This is a genomic window from Mesorhizobium sp. WSM4821 (assembly GCF_055901555.1).
In genome coordinates this window covers 651,712-669,223 of record NZ_CM148371.1, presented here as the reverse complement: position 1 = coordinate 669,223, position 17,512 = coordinate 651,712, and the positions used below count along the sequence as shown (strand labels likewise).

Annotated in this window: 16 protein-coding genes; 5 read left to right on the top strand and 11 right to left on the bottom strand. The window is 63.5% G+C overall.

Annotation, left to right across the window (positions count from 1 at the left end; genetic code table 11):
• Positions 1-22: 22 nt before the first annotated feature.
• Positions 23-1,450, top strand: coding sequence for a gamma-aminobutyraldehyde dehydrogenase (locus AC0NID_RS03020; RefSeq protein ID WP_473450698.1), 1,428 nt, complete (start codon positions 23-25; stop codon positions 1,448-1,450).
• A 135-nt stretch (positions 1,451-1,585) separates the two neighbouring features.
• On the opposite strand, the gene AC0NID_RS03015 is transcribed toward AC0NID_RS03020, so the two are convergent.
• From AC0NID_RS03015 to AC0NID_RS02975, 9 genes are all read right to left on the bottom strand, one after another.
• Positions 1,586-1,900, bottom strand: coding sequence for a hypothetical protein (locus AC0NID_RS03015; RefSeq protein WP_473450697.1), 315 nt, complete (start codon positions 1,898-1,900; stop codon positions 1,586-1,588).
• A 10-nt stretch (positions 1,901-1,910) separates the two neighbouring features.
• Positions 1,911-2,273 (bottom strand): nuclear transport factor 2 family protein, encoded by a 363-nt coding sequence (locus AC0NID_RS03010; protein ID WP_145720439.1) that lies wholly within the window; start codon positions 2,271-2,273, stop codon positions 1,911-1,913.
• Between the two features lie 189 nt (positions 2,274-2,462).
• On the bottom strand, positions 2,463-4,016 hold the full coding sequence (locus tag AC0NID_RS03005) for an alpha/beta fold hydrolase (protein ID WP_473450695.1): 1,554 nt from the start codon (positions 4,014-4,016) through the stop codon (positions 2,463-2,465).
• Between the two features lie 125 nt (positions 4,017-4,141).
• Positions 4,142-4,462: a formate dehydrogenase subunit delta gene (locus tag AC0NID_RS03000; protein WP_473450693.1), complete on the bottom strand. Its 321-nt coding sequence runs from the start codon at positions 4,460-4,462 to the stop codon at positions 4,142-4,144.
• Positions 4,452-5,282 carry a formate dehydrogenase accessory sulfurtransferase FdhD gene (gene fdhD / locus AC0NID_RS02995; RefSeq protein WP_473450691.1) on the bottom strand — a complete coding sequence of 277 codons (831 nt, stop codon included), beginning with the start codon at positions 5,280-5,282 and terminating at the stop codon, positions 4,452-4,454. The genes AC0NID_RS03000 and fdhD overlap by 11 nt, the downstream gene beginning before the upstream one ends.
• A gap of 2 nt (positions 5,283-5,284) precedes the next feature.
• Entirely contained in the window at positions 5,285-8,197 is a 2,913-nt protein-coding gene (gene fdhF / locus AC0NID_RS02990) for a formate dehydrogenase subunit alpha (protein ID WP_473450689.1), read from the bottom strand.
• Between the two features lie 12 nt (positions 8,198-8,209).
• Positions 8,210-9,769, bottom strand: coding sequence for a formate dehydrogenase beta subunit (locus AC0NID_RS02985; protein WP_473450687.1), 1,560 nt, complete (start codon positions 9,767-9,769; stop codon positions 8,210-8,212).
• On the bottom strand, positions 9,766-10,245 hold the full coding sequence (locus AC0NID_RS02980; protein ID WP_473450685.1) for a formate dehydrogenase subunit gamma: 480 nt from the start codon (positions 10,243-10,245) through the stop codon (positions 9,766-9,768). The genes AC0NID_RS02985 and AC0NID_RS02980 overlap by 4 nt, the downstream gene beginning before the upstream one ends.
• A gap of 184 nt (positions 10,246-10,429) precedes the next feature.
• On the bottom strand, positions 10,430-11,329 hold the full coding sequence (locus tag AC0NID_RS02975; protein WP_473450683.1) for a LysR family transcriptional regulator: 900 nt from the start codon (positions 11,327-11,329) through the stop codon (positions 10,430-10,432).
• Between the two features lie 166 nt (positions 11,330-11,495).
• Here AC0NID_RS02975 and AC0NID_RS02970 point away from each other — a divergent pair, with 166 nt between their 5' ends.
• Positions 11,496-12,137 carry a DUF47 family protein gene (locus AC0NID_RS02970; RefSeq protein ID WP_473450682.1) on the top strand — a complete coding sequence of 214 codons (642 nt, stop codon included), beginning with the start codon at positions 11,496-11,498 and terminating at the stop codon, positions 12,135-12,137.
• Between the two features lie 3 nt (positions 12,138-12,140).
• Positions 12,141-13,145 (top strand): anion permease, encoded by a 1,005-nt coding sequence (locus tag AC0NID_RS02965; RefSeq protein ID WP_473450680.1) that lies wholly within the window; start codon positions 12,141-12,143, stop codon positions 13,143-13,145.
• A gap of 42 nt (positions 13,146-13,187) precedes the next feature.
• On the opposite strand, the gene AC0NID_RS02960 is transcribed toward AC0NID_RS02965, so the two are convergent.
• Positions 13,188-13,565, bottom strand: a complete 378-nt coding sequence (locus tag AC0NID_RS02960) for a VOC family protein (RefSeq protein ID WP_473450678.1) — start codon at positions 13,563-13,565, stop codon at positions 13,188-13,190.
• A gap of 160 nt (positions 13,566-13,725) precedes the next feature.
• Between AC0NID_RS02960 and AC0NID_RS02955 the strand changes: the two genes are divergently transcribed.
• Positions 13,726-14,919, top strand: a complete 1,194-nt coding sequence (locus tag AC0NID_RS02955; protein WP_473450676.1) for an Mrp/NBP35 family ATP-binding protein — start codon at positions 13,726-13,728, stop codon at positions 14,917-14,919.
• Between the two features lie 17 nt (positions 14,920-14,936).
• Here the strand turns inward: AC0NID_RS02955 and AC0NID_RS02950 are convergent, their stop codons facing one another.
• Positions 14,937-15,386, bottom strand: a complete 450-nt coding sequence (locus AC0NID_RS02950) for an SRPBCC family protein (RefSeq protein WP_292163034.1) — start codon at positions 15,384-15,386, stop codon at positions 14,937-14,939.
• A gap of 254 nt (positions 15,387-15,640) precedes the next feature.
• On the opposite strand from AC0NID_RS02950, the gene AC0NID_RS02945 reads away from it, so the two are divergent.
• Complete coding sequence (locus AC0NID_RS02945; RefSeq protein WP_473450674.1) at positions 15,641-17,446, top strand: IlvD/Edd family dehydratase; 1,806 nt, start codon at positions 15,641-15,643, stop codon at positions 17,444-17,446.
• The last annotated feature ends 66 nt before the right edge of the window (positions 17,447-17,512 follow it).

Here is a 17,512-nt window from a genome sequence, read left to right as displayed (position 1 = left end):
AATCCGCAAGGGAGAGACTGCCATGGACACAAAGATGCTGATCGGCTCGAAATTCGAGAAGGGCACCGAAACCGAGGAACCGATCCTCAATCCGAAGACCGGGGCGACCATCCTCAACCTGCCCGAAGCCAGCCAGGCGCAGATCGAGGCGGCCGTGCTGGCGGCCGAGAAGGCCTTCGTCACCTGGTCGCGCACCACGCCGGCGCAGCGCTCCGGCTATCTCCTGAAGATCGCCGACCGCATCGAGGCCACCGCGAAGGATTTCGCGGCCCTCGAGGCGCTCAATTGCGGCAAGCCGATCAATGCCGTGCTCAATGACGAGATCCCGGCGATCGTCGACTGCTATCGCTTCTTTGCCGGTGCTGTCCGCTCGATGCCCGGCCAGGTCGCCGGCGAATACATTGCCGGTCACACCTCAATGGTCCGCCGCGACGCCATCGGCGTCGTCGCGTCCATCGCCCCGTGGAACTATCCGCTGATGATGATGGCCTGGAAGCTGGCGCCGGCGATTGCCGGCGGCAACACTGTTGTCTTCAAGCCGTCGGAGCAGACGCCGCTAACGGCATTGAAACTGGCGAAGATCCTCGCCGATATCCTCCCGGAAGGCGTCGTTAATGTCGTGCTCGGCCGCGGCGACAGCGTCGGCAACACGCTGATCAACCACCCGAAGGTCAACATGATCTCGATCACCGGCGACGTCGCTACCGGCAAGAAGGTGCTGCAGGCCGCCGCCAAATCGGTCAAGCGCACGCATCTCGAGCTCGGCGGCAAGGCGCCGGTCATCGTCTTCGACGATGCCGATCTCGGCGCGGTGGTCAACGGCCTGCGCGCCTTCGGCTACTACAATGCCGGTCAGGATTGCACCGCCGCCTGCCGCATCTATGCCGGCAGGAAGATCTACGACAAGCTCGTTGCCGATCTCTCCTCCGCCGTCTCGACCATCAAGTACAACCGCGCCGACGACACCGAAAACGAGATCGGGCCGCTCATCTCACGCCGTCAGCGCGACCGCGTCTCGAGCTTCGTCGAGCGCGCCTCCGAGCTGAAGCACATCGCGATCACGACCGGCGGCAAGCCAGGTGAGGGCTCCGGCTTCTTCTACCAGCCGACCGTCGTCGCCGGCGCCTTGCAGGAAGACGAGATCGTGCGCCGCGAGGTGTTCGGGCCAGTCGTCTCCGTCACCCGTTTTTCGGATTCCGACGAAGCCGTGAACTGGGCCAATGACAGCGACTACGGCCTGGCGTCGTCGGTATGGACCAAGGATGTCTCGCGCGCCATGGCGACAGCCGCTCGGCTGCAATATGGCTGCACCTGGATCAACACCCATTTCATGCTGACCAACGAGATGCCGCATGGCGGATTGAAGCAATCCGGCTACGGCAAGGACATGTCGCTCTATGCCCTGGAGGACTACACCGCCGTGCGGCATGTGATGGTGGCGCACGGGTAGCGCCTTTTCCTTCTCCCCGTTCACGGGGATAAGGTGGCCCAAAGGGCCGGATGAGGGGCAGCAGAAGATTCCGCCATTTTGGCGCCGCCCCTCATCTGCCTGCCGGCATCTCCTCCGTGAATGGGGAGAAGAACGCTACTCCACGATGCGATAGATGTTCCACAGGCTGGTGCCCGACACGACATAGGGCTCCATCTCCTTGCCCCATTTGGCGTGCGCGTCGATCTTGCCAATCTTGGCGAAGAACTCCTCCAACTGGGCAAGGCTTTCGACTTGGTGATGCGACTCGACCGTCGCCTCCCGTGCGCCGATCGAGCCGGTCATGATCTTGAACTCCAAATCGGCGATGCCAACCTGCGAGCCGATCTCGCGCTCCCATTTTTTCAACAAGTCGAGCACTGTCTGCTTGTGCCCGAACTTGGCGTCGATCTGCCATCTTGCGCTGAACATCGCCTCCTCCTCACTCGTCCCAGGCCTGTACGACAGTCTGCCGTGCAATCTGGCCGTCCTTCAGCTCCAGCATCGCGGCGGCAAACACCTTCGTGCCGTCCGGATAAGCGCAAGCCTGGGTGAAGGCGAGGCTGTTGCCGTCGGCGATGGTGGTGTCGACCTTGTGGGTCATGGCACGGCTGCAGATGTCGTCCCAGAACGTGCTGATCGCCGCCCGCCCGCGGATTTCGCGCGGCTTGCTCGGCGGATTGTTGCGGTCGATCACCCGCACCAGCGCATCATCGGCATAGAAGCTCGATAGCATCCTTCCATCACGCCCCTCGATCGCTTCCTTGATCGCCGCGCCGTTCACGGCCTGTGTCTTGGTCGCCATTTCATCCTCCATGTGCCCGTCTTTACGGTCGGGCTGTTGATGATCAGAAACGCTGTCCGGCGCTCGCCGTCGGGCAACACTTCAACGTCCCTTCGCAGCACCTTTCCCGGCGGCATCCGCCTGGCTGCATGGGCAGAATTGATAGCGCTTGCGCGTCCTGTGCCGCTTCGCCCGAAAGCGCCATGGCTCTCATGGCCCGTCCGGGCCAGGGTGCCTCACCGAAAATGCCGCCGCAGCCGCCCGCGACGGCAAGTCCAGCTTGAGGAGTATGTTGGCGACGTGGCGCTTGACCGTATGCTCGCTCAGCCTGAGCTCGGCGGCGATCGCGGCGTTGCTCTTGCCGTCGGCAATTAGGTTCACCACCTCGCTTTCGCGCGCCGTCAGCGCCGCCGGCTCGGTCGCCTTGATCCTGGAATGGCAGGCCGGCTCCAGATGCTGCTCGGACGTCGCCAGGACCAGTGCCAGCGGCTCGCTCAGCTCGTCGAGCGTGATCCGGCCGGCATCGGTGAAATGAAGGCCCGAGCCGGTCGCCAGATCGGCAACCAGCCGCGACGCGAGAATGTCGCCGCGACGGGCATGGCCGGCGAGCTGCGTCGCCACGCGCACCGTTAATCCCGTTGGCGGCCCGCGCAATTCGATTTCGCCGACATGCATACCCTGCGCGCTGGCCACGCCGATACCCTGCGTCACCTCGCGCAGCGCCGCCGCGCAGCGTATGGCACGTGCCGGGCTGTCGAAGCGCGAAATCATCAGCTCGCCATGCATACCTGCCGCTCGGCCACCATGATGCCCGACCAACAGCCGCCAGGTTTCCTGGAAGCGTTGGAAGCGCTCGTTCCACATGCGGTCACCGAGCCGTGCCGTATCGTGGATGCGCGTCGCCAGAAGTGCTGCGAGCGCGCGCTCCGTCTCGGCCACGACGCGTTGACCGGTGAGGAATTCTTCGATCAGATCGGCAACTCGTTCCACATCGCCGGTCCAGATCGGGTGGTCCCGCCCCGGCACCTCGACCAGTCGCGCATTCGCGATCTTCCTGGCCAGGAAACGGCTGGCATCGGGATCGACCCGCGCATCGTTGCGGCGATGGATCAGCAGCGTTGGAGCGCGGATCGCCGCAAGCACGCCGCGTACGTCGATTCCCGCATTCATGCGCGCCAGGGCGGCTGCCGCCGTCGGGCTTGCCGACAGCCGTTCGAAGCGCCCCCACCATGTGGCGAAACGGGGATCGTCGACCCGCCCGGGCGCAAAATGCTGCAAGGTGGCGCCGGTGCCCCATGCGGTCTCCGCCATCTCGATGAAGGCGTCGAGGCGTTCGGGCGGCATCACCCATTTGTGGAAATGCGCATAGCCGCCATAGAGCACCAGCGCCCGAGTCCGCTCCGGATAGGTGGCGGCAAACAGCATCGCCATCGATGCGCCTTCCGAAGCACCGAGCAATGCCGCGCGGCCGCTGCCGGCCGCATCCATCACCGCGCGCACGTCGTCCATGCGGGTCTCGAGACTGGGCAGGTGACGGGCATCGACGCGGTCCGACAGGCCGGTACCGCGCTTGTCGAACAGGATCAGCCGCGAGAAGGCAGAGAGCCGCTTCAGCAGCCGGCTGTAGCCTTCGTCTTCCCACTGCAGATCGAGATTGGAAATGAAACCCGGCACGAAAACCAGATCGAACGAACCTTGGCCGACCACCTGATAGGCGATCCGCACGTCGCCACTAAGGGCGTATCGAGTTTCGATCGGCCTCACGCAAATGTCCCGCCCGGCCAGACGATTTCTTGTCGCCGACCATAGCAGAGCCATGCCGTTTGCGGCAGCCAAACTTTAGAGGGTCGAAATATAACGCCTTTGGCGACCGGGAGGCGGTTGTCGGGCTATTTCTGCGGAGCGGCCCTCTGGGCCTGCGCAGGCCCACGCCCGGTGTAACCGATGCTCGTATCGGCCTGTTCTGGCGTCTTGGGCCGCTTGATCTTGGCGGAAGCAGCCACGACGAGCTCGTTGAAGCCTTCGCCGCCGGCATCCAGCATTTCGAACAGCTGCCGCCGCATCCTCGGCTCCCAGAATTTGTTGATATGCTCGGCGACGCCGGAAATGCCTTCCTCGCGCGGCTTGGAATGGAAGAAATCGGCGATCTGGTTGGCCATGCGCACCAGCTTTTCGCTGGTGCTCATGATGTGCTCTTCGTCATGCGACATGCTTGGCAACTCCGGAAACCAGCCGCTCAGGATGGGTGAATATATCGAAATCATCGCCGCGCACCAACGCCACCAGCGTCATGCCGGCCTCTTCCGCCGTGCGGATGGCAAGCGCTGTCGGCGCCGAGACGGCGATGATGAAGGCAGCTCCGATCGCCGCGGTCTTCTGCACCATCTCGACCGAAACGCGCGACGTCACCACCACGGCACCCGATGCGCCGTCGATGTAGGCCTTGGCCAGCGCGCCGGCCAGCTTGTCCAGCGCATTGTGGCGGCCGACATCCTCGCGCGCCATGACGATGCCCTTGCCCGGCACATAGAAGCCTGCGGCATGGACCGCACCCGTCTCGGCATGCAGCGGCTGCACCTTCGACAGAAGTTTGACCGAGCGGATGATGTCCTCGGCTTTAAGCGTAAGGTTTGACGAACCGACCGCATCGACCGTGCGCATCGCTTCCTCGATCGATTCGATGCCGCACAGCCCGCAGCCGACCGGGCCGGCCAGCCGTCTGCGCCGCGCTTCGAAGCGCGTATTGGCTTGATCCTTCAGTCTGATCTGGATGTCGATGCCGGCGCCGTGATCCTCGACCTCGATCGCCTCGATCTCTTGCCGGTCGGCGATGATGCCCTCGGTCAGCGAGAAGCCGAGCGCGAAATCCTCGAAATCGGCGGGGCTCGCCATCATCACCGCGTGCGTGGTGCCGGCGAAGGAGAACGCCACTGGCGTCTCCTCCGGCACCATGCGATTGGCAGCCGCAGTGCCGCCGGCGCGGTGCGCCAGCCGCGAAATCTGCGTCGTTGCTTTGCGGCGCGCGGCCAAGGTTACTCCGCCGCTTCCAGCGGGGCTATGCGCCGGCTCTGGCGAGCCTGCTCGTTATAATCCCTCTGCCACTCGGTCGGGCCGTTGGATGGCGCCACCTGCACGGCCGTGACCTTGTATTCCGGGCAGTTGGTCGCCCAGTCCGAGAAGTCGGTCGTGATCACATTCGCCTGCGTGTCGGGATGGTGGAACGTCGTGTAGACCACGCCCGGCGAGACGCGATCGGTGATCAGGGCGCGCAGCGTCGTCTCGCCGGAACGGCTCGCCAACCGCACCCAGTCTCCCTCGCGTATGCCGCGGTTCTCGGCATCGTGCGGGTGGATCTCCAACCGGTCTTCGGCATGCCACATCACATTTTCGGTGCGCCTCGTCTGTGCGCCGACATTGTACTGCGAGAGAATTCGGCCGGTGGTGAGCAGCAGCGGGAAGCGCGGCCCGGTCCTTTCGTCCGTCGCCACATATTCGGTGCGGATGAACTTGCCCTTGCCGCGCACGAAACCGTCGATGTGCATGATCGGAGTGCCGAGCGGCGCCTTCTCGTTGCAGGGCCATTGGACGGATCCGACACGGTCGAGCAGTTCGAAGGAGACGCCGGCGAAGCTCGGCGTCGTCTTGGCGATCTCGTCCATGATCTCGGAGGGATGCCGGTAGTTCCAGTCCAGCCCGATCGCGCGGGCAAGCTCCTGCGTCGCCTCCCAATCAGCGTAGCGCGCCTTCGGCTCCAGAACCTTGCGCACCATGTTGATGCGGCGCTCGGCATTGGTGAAAGTGCCGTCCTTCTCGAGGAAGGTCGAGCCCGGCAGGAACACATGCGCGTAGTTCGCCGTCTCGTTGAGGAAGAGGTCGTGCACGACGACGCATTCCATCGCGGCGAGGCCGGCGGCGACATGCTTGGTATCAGGGTCGGACTGCAGGATGTCCTCGCCCTGGATGTAGATGCCCTTGAAGCTGCCGTCGACTGCGGCATCCAGCATGTTGGGAATGCGCAGGCCGGGTTCGTCGTCGAGCTTCACGCCCCACAGGCTCTCATAGATGTCACGCACGGCTTCGCCGGAGATGTGGCGGTAGCCAGGCAACTCGTGCGGGAACGAGCCCATGTCGCACGAGCCCTGCACGTTGTTCTGGCCGCGCAGCGGGTTCACGCCGACGCCCGGGCGGCCGATATTGCCGGTGGCCATGGCGAGGTTGGCGATCGCCATCACCGTGGTTGAGCCCTGGCTGTGTTCCGTCACGCCCAAGCCGTAATAGATCGCACCGTTGCCGCCGGTGGCATAGAGACGCGCCGCGCCGCGGATCAACTCGGGATCGACGCCGGACAGTTTGCCGACGATTTCCGGACTGTTTTCCGGCAAGGCGACGAAAGAAGCCCAGTCCTGGAACTCCGCCCAGTCGCAGCGTTCGCGGATGAAGGCTTCGTCGAAAAGACCTTCGGTGACGACGACATGCGCCAGCGCCGTCAGCACCGCCACATTGGTGCCGGGCTTCAGCGGCAGGTGATAGGCGGCTTCGACATGCGCCGACTTGACCATCTCGGTACGGCGCGGATCGAGCACGATCAGCTTGGCGCCCTGGCGCAGCCGCTTCTTCAGCCGCGATGCGAACACCGGATGGGCCGAAACCGGATTGGCGCCGATGACCACGGCGACGTCGGTGAATTCGACGGAGTCGAAATCCTGCGTGCCGGCCGAGGTACCGTAGGTCTGGCCGAGCCCGTAGCCGGTCGGCGAATGGCAGACGCGCGCGCAGGTATCGACATTGTTGTTGCGGAAGCCTTGCCGCACCAGCTTCTGGACGAGATAGGTCTCCTCGTTCGTGCAGCGCGAGGAGGTGATACCGCCGATCGCGGTGCGGCCATATTGGTACTGGATGCGGCGGAATTCCTTGGCCGTATGGGCGATCGCCTCTTCCCAGCTCACCTCTCGCCAGGGATCGGTGACCCTTTCCCGGATCATCGGCGACAGGATGCGGTCCTTGTGGGTGGCGTAGCCATAAGCGAACCGGCCCTTCACGCAGGAATGCCCATGGTTCGCCTTGCCCTCCTTGTAGGGCATCATGCGAATGACCTCGTCGCCCTTCACTTCGGCATTGAACGAGCAGCCGACGCCGCAATAGGCGCAAGTGGTGACGGCCGAACGCTCCGGCAGGCCCTTGGCAAGCACCGACTTCTCGCGCAGCGCATCGGTTGGGCAGGCCTGCACGCAGGCCCCGCATGACACGCATTCGGAGGCAATGAAATCCTCGTGCATGCCGGCGACCATGCGCGATTCGAAACCGCGGCCCTCGATGGTCAGCGCGAAGGTGCCCTGCACCTCCTCGCAGGCCCGCACGCAACGCGAGCAGACGATGCATTGCGCGGGATCATAGGTGAAATAAGGATTGGATTCATCACGGGCGATGTAGTCGACAGCCAGCGAGCCATGGCCGGGCGCCACGCCGTTTTCCTGCTTGACGTGGTTGCGTCCCTCGATGCCGTAGCGGTTTTCGGTCAGACCGACCGTCTTGGCGACCTTGTCGAACTCGCTGGCGCCGGTGCCGGCCTTCTCGTTCCAGCCGGTCGGGTGATCGGAGACGTAGAGTTCCATGACGCCGCGGCGAATGGCGTTGAGGCGATCGGTCTGCGTGTGCACGACCATGCCTTCCCCAACCGGCGTCGTGCAGGATGCCGGCGTGCCGCCGCGTCCGTCGATCTCGACCAGGCAGACCCGACAGGAGCCGAACGAGTCCAGCATGTCGGTGGCGCAGAGCTTCGGGATTTCGACGCCCGCCTCCATCGAAGCGCGCATGATCGAGGTCCCCGCCGGCACCGTCACCGACTTGCCGTCGACGGTCAGCGTCACCTGCTGTTCCGCTTCCGAGGCGGGCGTGCCGTAGTCGATTTCCTGGACCAGCGATTTGATATCGAATGTCGCGTTCATGCCTGTCCGCTCCTATTCCGCTGCTTCGGCGACCGGCGTCGGCCGAAAGTCGTCGGGGAAATGGTTGAGTGCACTCATCACCGGATATGGGGTGAAGCCGCCCAGAGCGCAAAGCGAGCCGAACTTCATCGTGTTGCAAAGGTCGGTGACCAGCGCGATCTGCTTTTCGGGCTCGATGTTCTGGGCGAGCCGGTCCAACACCTCGACGCCGCGCGTCGAGCCGATGCGGCAGGGCGTGCACTTGCCGCAGCTTTCTATGCTGCAGAATTCCATGGCGAAGCGCGCCTGCTTCAGCATGTCGGCCGTGTCGTCGAACACGACGATGCCGGCATGTCCGATCAGCCCGTCCTTGGCGGCGAACGCTTCGTAGTCGAACGGCGTGTCGAACAGCGCGCGCGGGAAATAGGCACCCAGAGGCCCGCCGACCTGCACGGCCTTGACCGGACGTCCTGTCGCGGTGCCGCCGCCGATGTCGTCGACGATTTCGCCCAGCGTCATGCCGAACGCGGCCTCGTAGAGGCCGGGATACTTGACGTTACCGGCGATCTGGATTGGGATGGTGCCGCGCGAACGGCCCATGCCGAAATCCTTGTAGAAGGCCGCGCCCTTATCCATGATGATAGGCACCGAAGCCAGCGAGATGACGTTGTTGATCACCGTTGGTTTGCCGAACAGGCCCTTGTGCGCCGGCAGCGGCGGCTTGGCCCGCACCTGCCCGCGCTTACCTTCGAGGCTGTCGAGCAGCGAGGTTTCCTCGCCGCAGACATAGGCACCGGCGCCGACACGGACTTCCATGTCGAAGGCATTTGGAGAACCCAGCACGTTGAGGCCGAGCAGCCCGGCCTTACGGGCGATCTCTACGGCTTTCTGCATCACCGCTACCGCGTGCGGATATTCCGAGCGGATATAGATGAAACCCTTGGTGGCGCCCGTCGCGACGCCGGCGATCGCCATGCCCTCAATCAGCACGAACGGGTCGCCTTCCATGATCATGCGGTCGGCGAACGTGCCGGAATCGCCCTCGTCGGCATTGCAGACGATATATTTGCGGTCGGCCGTGGTCTCGAGCACCGTCTTCCACTTGATGCCGGTCGGGAATCCGGCGCCGCCACGACCGCGCAGGCCGGACTCGGTTACTTGGCTGACAATATCGGCCGGCGCCATTACCACGGCGTTCTGCAGGCCTTTCAGCCCGCCATGCGACTTGTAGTGATCGAGCGACAGCGGATCGGTGACGCCGCAACGCGCGAAGGTCAGCCGCGTCTGCTTGGCCAGGAACGGGATCTTGTCGGGTGCGCCCAGCCAGCGCTTGTGATAGCCGCCGGTGAGAAAGCCGCAATCGAACAGGCTTTTGACGTCGGAAGGCTTCACCGGCCCGTAGGCGACGCGGCCCTTGTCCGTTGTTGCCACTTCGACCATCGGCTCGAGGAAATACGCGCCGCGCGAACCATTGCGCACGATCTTGGCCTCGATACCGCGATCGGCCAATTCCTTCTCAATCGCCTTGGCGACCTTTTCCGCACCGAGCGCCAGCGCGCCGGAATCGCCTGGAATGTAAATGCGCGGGATCATGAGCGCACCTCGGTAACGATCTCGTCTAGCTTTTCGTCATTGAGCCGGCCGATCACTTCGCCGTCCAGCATCGCCGATGGCGCGCAAGCGCAAAGGCCGAGGCAATAGACCGGTTCCAGCGTTACCGAACCGTCGCGGGCCGTCTCGTGAAAGCCGATGCCCAGCAATTGCTTGAGCTTGGCGGCAATGGCGTCCGAGCCCATCGACTGGCAGGCTTCCGCCTGGCAGAGTTTCAGCACATGCCGCCCGGCCGGGAGGCTGCGGTAATCGTGATAGAAGGTGACGACGCCGTGCACCTCGGCCCTGGAGATGTTGAGCGCCTCGGCGATGACAGGCAGCGCGTCCTGCGGCACATGGCCGAACTCTTCCTGGATGCCGTGAAGGATCGGTAGCAGCGGGCCTTCGAGGCCCTTCAGATCCTGGATGATCGCCGTCGTGCGCGACGCGATCTCGGTACTTGCAGGCTGCATCGTCATGCAGCGCCCTCCCTGGTCGTTGCGATCCAATGCATGCCGCCCAAAGTGTGAAGCGGTTTGGGCGACGACATGCACAATGTCGCTAAGTGGTTAGGAAATCAGAGGAAACCCGCGAAATCAATAAAGCCGATCCGTTGCTTGATAGAAATCTTCTATCGATGCCGTTCTGTCTGCGATCTCTAGCTCAGCGGCGGGCGCGGAAATCGTCTGCCAGCGCCATCGCCTCGTCCAGCAGCGCCGAGACCAGCGGCGTGTGCGGCTCGCGCGGCGTCGCCACCAGCCCGACGGTATGGCTGGCATCCGGCGCGACGATCGGAATGGCCCGGATCGGCTCGGAAAAGCCGAATGTTTCCGAGAGGTTGAGCGGCATGATCGACGACCATTTGCCGGTACGGATATGGGAGAACAGCACGATCATCGAATTGGATTCGAGTGTCGGCCGCACCTGCGTGCCGGCCTCGGCAAGATGCTGGTCGATGATGCGGCGGTTCTGCATGTCTGGGGTCAACAAGCAGAGCGGCAGCTGGCTGAGCTCCGCCCATGTCACTTTGTCGCGGTCGGAATAGGGGTTTCCGACCGCGGTGATCAGCTGATAGCGCTCGTCATAGAGCGGTACGCTGATCACTCGCCCCAGCGGCTCGTTGTCGAGATAGGTGATGCCGGCGTCGATGTCGAAATTGCCGAGCAGCGACAGCACCTCGATCGAAGTGCGCGACAGCACCGAGAAGGTGACGCCGGGGTGTTTGGCGCGGAAAGGCGTCGTCAGCCGCGCCACCATGGCCAGCGCCGTCGGGATGGCCGCGATGCGGATGCGCCCCGAGAGGCCGTGACGCGCCGCCCGCATCTCCTCGCGCATGGTCCTGCTGTCGCCGACGATGCGGCGCGCCCAACCCAGCACCTGTTCTCCCTCCGGCGTCAGCCCCTGAAAGCGTGAGCCGCGCAGAACCAGCATCACGCCGAGTTGGCCCTCCAGCTGTTTGATGCCGGCCGAAAGCGTCGGCTGGGTGACGCCGCATACCTCAGCCGCCCGGCCGAAATGCTCTTCCCTGGCCAGCGCAATGAAGAATTCCAGCTTGTCGATCATGCCATCTGTCCAGTGCGTTCCGCGCAAGGTCGGGGAAATTGCTTTCCGCCGCAAGTCGCGCGTGCAATCGGCTGCATCCACATCTTTCAGCCGGCTTACTATTTCCGACAGCGGCATGCGGCGCTATGTGGATGAAACGATGCCGTGGGGCGACCGGAGGTTGAACATGCTGGGCTGGTTCCGCAAGCTGCTGCCGCGCGAAGATCGCTTCTTCGACCTGTTTGAGCAACACTCCCGTACCGTGGTCGATGGGGCCGAGGCACTCGAGCAGCTTCTCCAGGGCAAGGACATCGATCGCTGGTGCCAGAAGATTATCGATCTTGAAGACAAGGCCGATCACATCACCGCGGAAGTCCTGCTATCCGTGCGGCGCTCGTTCATCACGCCTTTCGATCGCGGTGACATCAAGGATCTGATCCAGTCGATGGATGACGCCATCGACATGATGCACAAGACCGTCAAGACGGTGAAGCGGTTCGAGAAGAAGGAATTCGACCCGCTGATGCAGGAAATGGGCGGCATCATCGTCATTACGGCCAAACTGGTCGCCGAGGCCATCCCGTTGCTCAGCAAGATCGGGGCTCACAGCGTGCGCCTCAATGCCATCGCCGAAGAGGTCATGCGCGCGGAAGGCCGGGCCGACGATCTGCACGAGCAGGGCTTGAAGGACCTGTTCAAGAGGCATGGCCGCAGCGACCCGATGGCCTACCTGATCGGCAGCGAAATCTATGGCGAGCTGGAAAGGGTTGTCGACCGCTTCGAGGACGTCGCCAACGAGATCAGTGGCATCGTCATCGAGAACGTTTAGACAATGGATGCCGCCATCGCCTTTCCCGTGCTGGTCGGGCTCATCGCCGTTGCGCTGTTCTTCGATTTTCTCAACGGACTGCACGATGCCGCCAACTCCATCGCCACCATCGTTTCCACCCGCGTGCTGAGACCGCACTACGCGGTGCTGTGGGCAGCCTTCTTCAATTTCATCGCGTTCCTGTTCTTCGGCCTTCATGTTGCGGAGACGCTGGGAACGGGCATCATCGACGCCAGCATCGTCACCCCGGGGGTGGTCTTCGCCGCCCTTGTCGGCGCCATTGTCTGGAACATCGTCACCTGGCTCGTCGGCATCCCCTCCAGCAGCTCGCATGCGCTGATCGGCGGGCTGGTCGGCGCCGGCGTTGCAAAGGCAGGCGGCGGCGCCATCGTCTGGACCGGGCTCGGCAAGACCGTTGCGGCCATCGTCCTGTCGCCAGCAACCGGATTTCTGCTGGCGCTTGTCTTGATCCTTACGGTTTCCTGGGTGTTCGTGCGTCAGACGCCGTTCGCCGTCGATAGCACTTTCCGTGTCATGCAGTTCGTTTCCGCCTCGCTCTATTCGCTCGGTCATGGCGGCAACGACGCACAGAAAACCATGGGCATCATCGCCGTGCTGCTCTACTCGCAAGGCATGCTGGGAGACAATTTTTACGTGCCGCTATGGGTAGTCATCACCTGCCAGGCGGCGCTGGCGCTGGGCACGTTGTTCGGCGGCTGGCGCATCGTCCACACGATGGGTTCGAAGATCACCCGGCTGAACCCGATGCAGGGTTTTTGCGCCGAGACCGGCGGCGCGATCACCCTGTTCGCCGCCACCTGGCTCGGCATTCCCGTGTCGACCACCCACACGATCACCGGCGCCATCATTGGGGTCGGCGCCGCCCGCCGTGTGTCCGCCGTGCGCTGGGGCATCGCCGGCAACATCGTCATCGCATGGATTGTCACTTTGCCGGCCACGGCCGCGATTTCGGCCCTCACCTACCTCGCGGTCAGCCTGACGGCGTGACGCGGGTTGCGTTCGAAGTCGCATTGTGCGGCAGTGTGAAATCTACCTGTCCACAAGGTTCAGGATGTTGCCGTCGGGGTCCTTGAACCATGCGACCTTCATGCCGTGACCGACGTGGATGTCGCCTTCCATCATCGTGTGAGGCATGTCGTAATGTTCGAAAACAACACCTTTCGACCTTAGCGCGCTGACAATTTTTTCGATCGCGACGCCGACCATCCAGGTCACCGCCGTCGCCTTGTTGGTTCCGGCAAACTTCGAGCGGTACACATTGATGCTGGTATCGCCGCATTTGTAGACGATCAATTCGCCACCCTCATTGTGGACCTGCGTCAGACCCAGGATGTCCTGGTAGAAAGCCCTGGCCTTGGCCAGGTCCTTCACCGCGAGATTGGCCGTTGCGTTGCTGTTTGCGAGCATGGCGGTCTCCTTTCCTTGTTGGCTGTCGCCATCGAAAGCTGTGCAGGAAATAGGGCCGCGTCGGCTTCTGGCGACCGCCATGCCACAGCGCGCGTCGTTCCGCCGCTTGGTTCTGTTCGGCAACTGCCTTATCTGAAGCGGAAAGCAGAGGAAAAAGCTGATGTCCGCCGTCCAGGAAAACGTCACCAAGGAAATCGTTATCGAGCGTCTGAAGACGGTCAACGGACCGGATTTCACCGGCAACATCGTCGACCTCGGCATGGTTTCCGAGATATTCATTGCCGACGCCAAGGTTTTCTTCTCGATCACCGTTCCTGCCGCCCGGGCCCAGGAGATGGAGCCATTGCGTGCCGCCGCCGAGCGTGTCGTCAAGGCGATCCCCGGTGTCGCCGGCGCCGTGGTCGCGCTGACGGCGGAGAGAAAAGGCGGCGGCATGGAGGCCCCGGTTCCGACACGGCATGCGCCCAGGCCCGCGCCGCCGGCCGCACCCGCTGCCGCGCCACGTCCGGCTCCGCATGCTCCAGCCTCGCACAGCCAGGGAAAGCGCGGCATACCCGGCATCAACGCGATCATCGCTGTCGCTTCCGGCAAGGGCGGCGTCGGCAAGTCGACCACTGCCGTCAACATCGCGCTTGGCCTCGCCGCCAACGGCCTGAGGGTCGGTGTGCTCGACGCCGATATCTACGGCCCGTCCATGCCGCGGCTGCTCAACATCCATGGCCGGCCGCAGACCGTCGACGGCAAGGTCCTGAGGCCGATGGAGAATTACGGCCTGAAGGTCATGTCGATGGGCTTCCTCGTCGACGAGGAGACGCCGATGATCTGGCGCGGGCCGATGGTGATGTCGGCATTGACGCAAATGCTGCGCGAGGTCGAGTGGGGCCCGCTCGACGTGCTCGTCGTCGACATGCCGCCCGGCACCGGCGACGCACAGTTGACCATGGCCCAGCAGGTGCCGCTGGCCGGCGCCGTCATCGTGTCGACGCCGCAGGACCTGGCCCTCATCGATGCCCGAAAAGGCCTTAACATGTTCAGGAAGGTCGACGTGCCAGTGTTGGGCATCGTCGAGAATATGAGCTACTTCCTCGCCCCCGACACAGGCAAGCGCTACGACATCTTCGGCCATGGCGGCGCGCGCCGCGAGGCCGAGCGTCTCGGCGTGGCCTTCCTCGGCGAAGTGCCGCTCGAGATGGGCATCCGCGAAAGCTCGGATGCCGGCACGCCGGTGGTGGCCTCGAAGCCCGGTGGCGCCGAGGCGAAGATCTACCGCGATATCGCAGCCAAGGTCTGGGACAGGGTCAATGAAGAACGCGGCCTGGCGGAAGCCGCCGTGCCATCAATCGTGTTCGAATGATCCCTCCCAGGGAGGGCTCAGCCGCCGACCTTCTCGCCGAAGCTCGAAAAGAACTGTCCGGCCAGTTTCTTCGACGTCGATTCGATCAGCCGGCTGCCGAGTTGGGCGATCTTGCCGCCGACATCGGCCTTGGCCGCATATCTGAGGATCGTCGCCTCCGGCCCGTCGGCGGTCAGCGTCACATCGGCGCCGCCCTTGGCGAAGCCGGCGATGCCGCCCTTGCCTTCGCCCTGGATGGTGTAGGAATGCGGCGGGTTGAGGTTCTTCAGCGTCACCTCGCCGTTGAACGTCGCCTTGATCGGCCCGATCTTGAGCACTACCGTCGCTCCCATCTCGGTGTCCGACTTCTTTTCGAGGCTCTGGCAGCCGGGAATGGTTTCTTTCAGAACCTCCGGGTCGTTCAGCGCCTCCCACACCTTTTGTAAGGGTGCGGCGATGCGCTCCTCGCCTTCGATCACCAAAGCCATGAAAATCTCCCCGACAAGACAGGCACGAAGCCTATCGCATCGGCCCGAAATCGGAATCGATTTTCGGAAAGCACGATGCGAAGATCCAAGATGCTAGAGCGTACTTCGTGCGCCCATATGAACGCACGAAGTACGCTCTAGCGCAGGGGCGCTCACATGTCTATCGCACCAAAGTCCGGTTTCGGAGCGCGCGTCCCCCTTGCTTGCTCTCGCGCGTTGGCATATCGATTTGTCATACAAATACGGAGACCATGATGGCAGGCGCCCCCACCGGAAAGAAGAAATTTCGCTCGCAGGAGTGGTTCGACAATCCCGACAATCCGGGCATGACGGCGCTTTATCTCGAGCGATACTTGAATTACGGGCTGACGCGCGCCGAACTGATGTCGGGCAAGCCACTGATCGGCATCGCCCAGACCGGCTCGGATCTGTCGCCCTGCAATCGCCATCATATCGAACTGGCCAAGCGCGTGCGCGAGGGCATCGTCTCGATGGGCGGCATCCCGTTCGAATTCCCGTGCCATCCGATTCAGGAGACCGGCAAGCGTCCGACCGCCGCACTTGACCGCAACCTTGCCTATCTCGGCCTGGTCGAGGTGCTCTACGGCTATCCGCTCGACGGCGTCGTGCTCACCATCGGCTGCGACAAGACGACGCCGGCCTTGCTGATGGCCGCGGCCACCGTCAACATCCCGGCCATCGCGCTGTCGGTCGGCCCGATGCTCAACGGCTGGCACAAGGGCAAGCGCACCGGCTCCGGCACCATCGTTTGGGAATCACGCCAGCGCCTGTCGGCCGGCGAGATCGACTATGACGAGTTCATGGACATCGTCGCCTCCTCGGCGCCGTCCACCGGCTATTGCAACACCATGGGCACCGCCACCACCATGAATTCGCTGGCCGAGGCGCTCGGCATGCAACTGCCGGGCTCGGCCGCCATACCGGCGCCCTATCGCGAGCGCGGCCAGATAGCCTATGAGACGGGAAAACGCATCGTCGACATGGTGCATGAGGATCTGAAGCCCTCCGACATTATGACCCGCAAAGCTTTCGAGAACGCCATCGTCGTCAATTCGGCCATCGGCGGCTCGACCAACGCGCCAATCCATCTCAACGCCATCGCCCGTCATCTCGGCGTGCCGCTCGACAACGACGATTGGCAGAAGGTCGGTCTCGAGATACCGCTTCTCGTCAATCTGCAGCCGTCGGGCGAATATCTCGGCGAGGATTATCACCATGCCGGTGGCGTGCCGGCGGTCGTGGCCGAACTGATGAAGGCCGGGCTGTTGCCCCATCCAGACGCCGTCACCGTCAACGGCAGGACGATGGGTGATAATTGCAGCGCGGCCGTCAACGAGAACCTCGACGTCATCCGCACCGTCGCCGAACCGCTGAAGGCAAATGCCGGCTTCATCAATCTTAGGGGCAATCTGTTCGATTCGGCGATCATGAAGACCAGCGGCATCTCGCCCGAATTCCGCGAACGCTATCTGTCCAATCCGAAGGATCCCGAGGCCTTCGAAGGCAACGCCATGGTCTTCGACGGGCCAGAGGATTACCACGCCCGCATCGACGATCCGGCGCAAGGCATCGACGAGCACACGATCCTGTTCATGCGCGGCGCCGGTCCGATCGGTTATCCGGGCGGCGCCGAAGTCGTCAACATGCAGCCGCCGGCCCATCTCATCAAGAAGGGCATCCATGCGCTGGCCTGCATCGGCGACGGCCGCCAGTCGGGCACGTCGGGCTCGCCGTCGATCCTCAACGCCTCGCCCGAAGCCGCCATAGGCGGCGGGCTGGCGCTGTTGAAAACCGGCGATCGCGTCCGCATCGACCTGCGCAAGGGCACCGCCGACATTCTCGTCACCGACGACGAGATCACCCGCCGCCGCGCCGAACTGCAGAACAATGGCGGCTATCACTACCCCAAGCACCAGACGCCGTGGCAGGAGATCCAGCGCGGCATGGTCGACCAGTTTTCCGAAGGAATGGTGCTGAAGCCGGCGGTGAAATACCAGGATGTGGCGCACACCAGCGGCGTGCCGCGGGACAATCACTAGACGCCGGATCGCGGCGCTTCCTTAACCGGCGGCTTGATCCGATCAAGCCGCCGTCGGATGCGTGGG

Coding starts and splice junctions, on each gene's coding strand:
- AC0NID_RS03020 (WP_473450698.1), top strand. CDS start 23: ATGGACACAAAGATGCTGATCGGCTCGAAATTCGAGAAGGGCACCGAA.
- AC0NID_RS03015 (WP_473450697.1), bottom strand. CDS start 1,900: ATGTTCAGCGCAAGATGGCAGATCGACGCCAAGTTCGGGCACAAGCAG.
- AC0NID_RS03010 (WP_145720439.1), bottom strand. CDS start 2,273: ATGGCGACCAAGACACAGGCCGTGAACGGCGCGGCGATCAAGGAAGCG.
- AC0NID_RS03000 (WP_473450693.1), bottom strand. CDS start 4,462: ATGTCGCATGACGAAGAGCACATCATGAGCACCAGCGAAAAGCTGGTG.
- fdhF (WP_473450689.1), bottom strand. CDS start 8,197: ATGAACGCGACATTCGATATCAAATCGCTGGTCCAGGAAATCGACTAC.
- AC0NID_RS02985 (WP_473450687.1), bottom strand. CDS start 9,769: ATGATCCCGCGCATTTACATTCCAGGCGATTCCGGCGCGCTGGCGCTC.
- AC0NID_RS02980 (WP_473450685.1), bottom strand. CDS start 10,245: ATGACGATGCAGCCTGCAAGTACCGAGATCGCGTCGCGCACGACGGCG.
- AC0NID_RS02975 (WP_473450683.1), bottom strand. CDS start 11,329: ATGATCGACAAGCTGGAATTCTTCATTGCGCTGGCCAGGGAAGAGCAT.
- AC0NID_RS02970 (WP_473450682.1), top strand. CDS start 11,496: ATGCTGGGCTGGTTCCGCAAGCTGCTGCCGCGCGAAGATCGCTTCTTC.
- AC0NID_RS02965 (WP_473450680.1), top strand. CDS start 12,141: ATGGATGCCGCCATCGCCTTTCCCGTGCTGGTCGGGCTCATCGCCGTT.
- AC0NID_RS02960 (WP_473450678.1), bottom strand. CDS start 13,565: ATGCTCGCAAACAGCAACGCAACGGCCAATCTCGCGGTGAAGGACCTG.
- AC0NID_RS02955 (WP_473450676.1), top strand. CDS start 13,726: ATGTCCGCCGTCCAGGAAAACGTCACCAAGGAAATCGTTATCGAGCGT.
- AC0NID_RS02950 (WP_292163034.1), bottom strand. CDS start 15,386: ATGGCTTTGGTGATCGAAGGCGAGGAGCGCATCGCCGCACCCTTACAA.
- AC0NID_RS02945 (WP_473450674.1), top strand. CDS start 15,641: ATGGCAGGCGCCCCCACCGGAAAGAAGAAATTTCGCTCGCAGGAGTGG.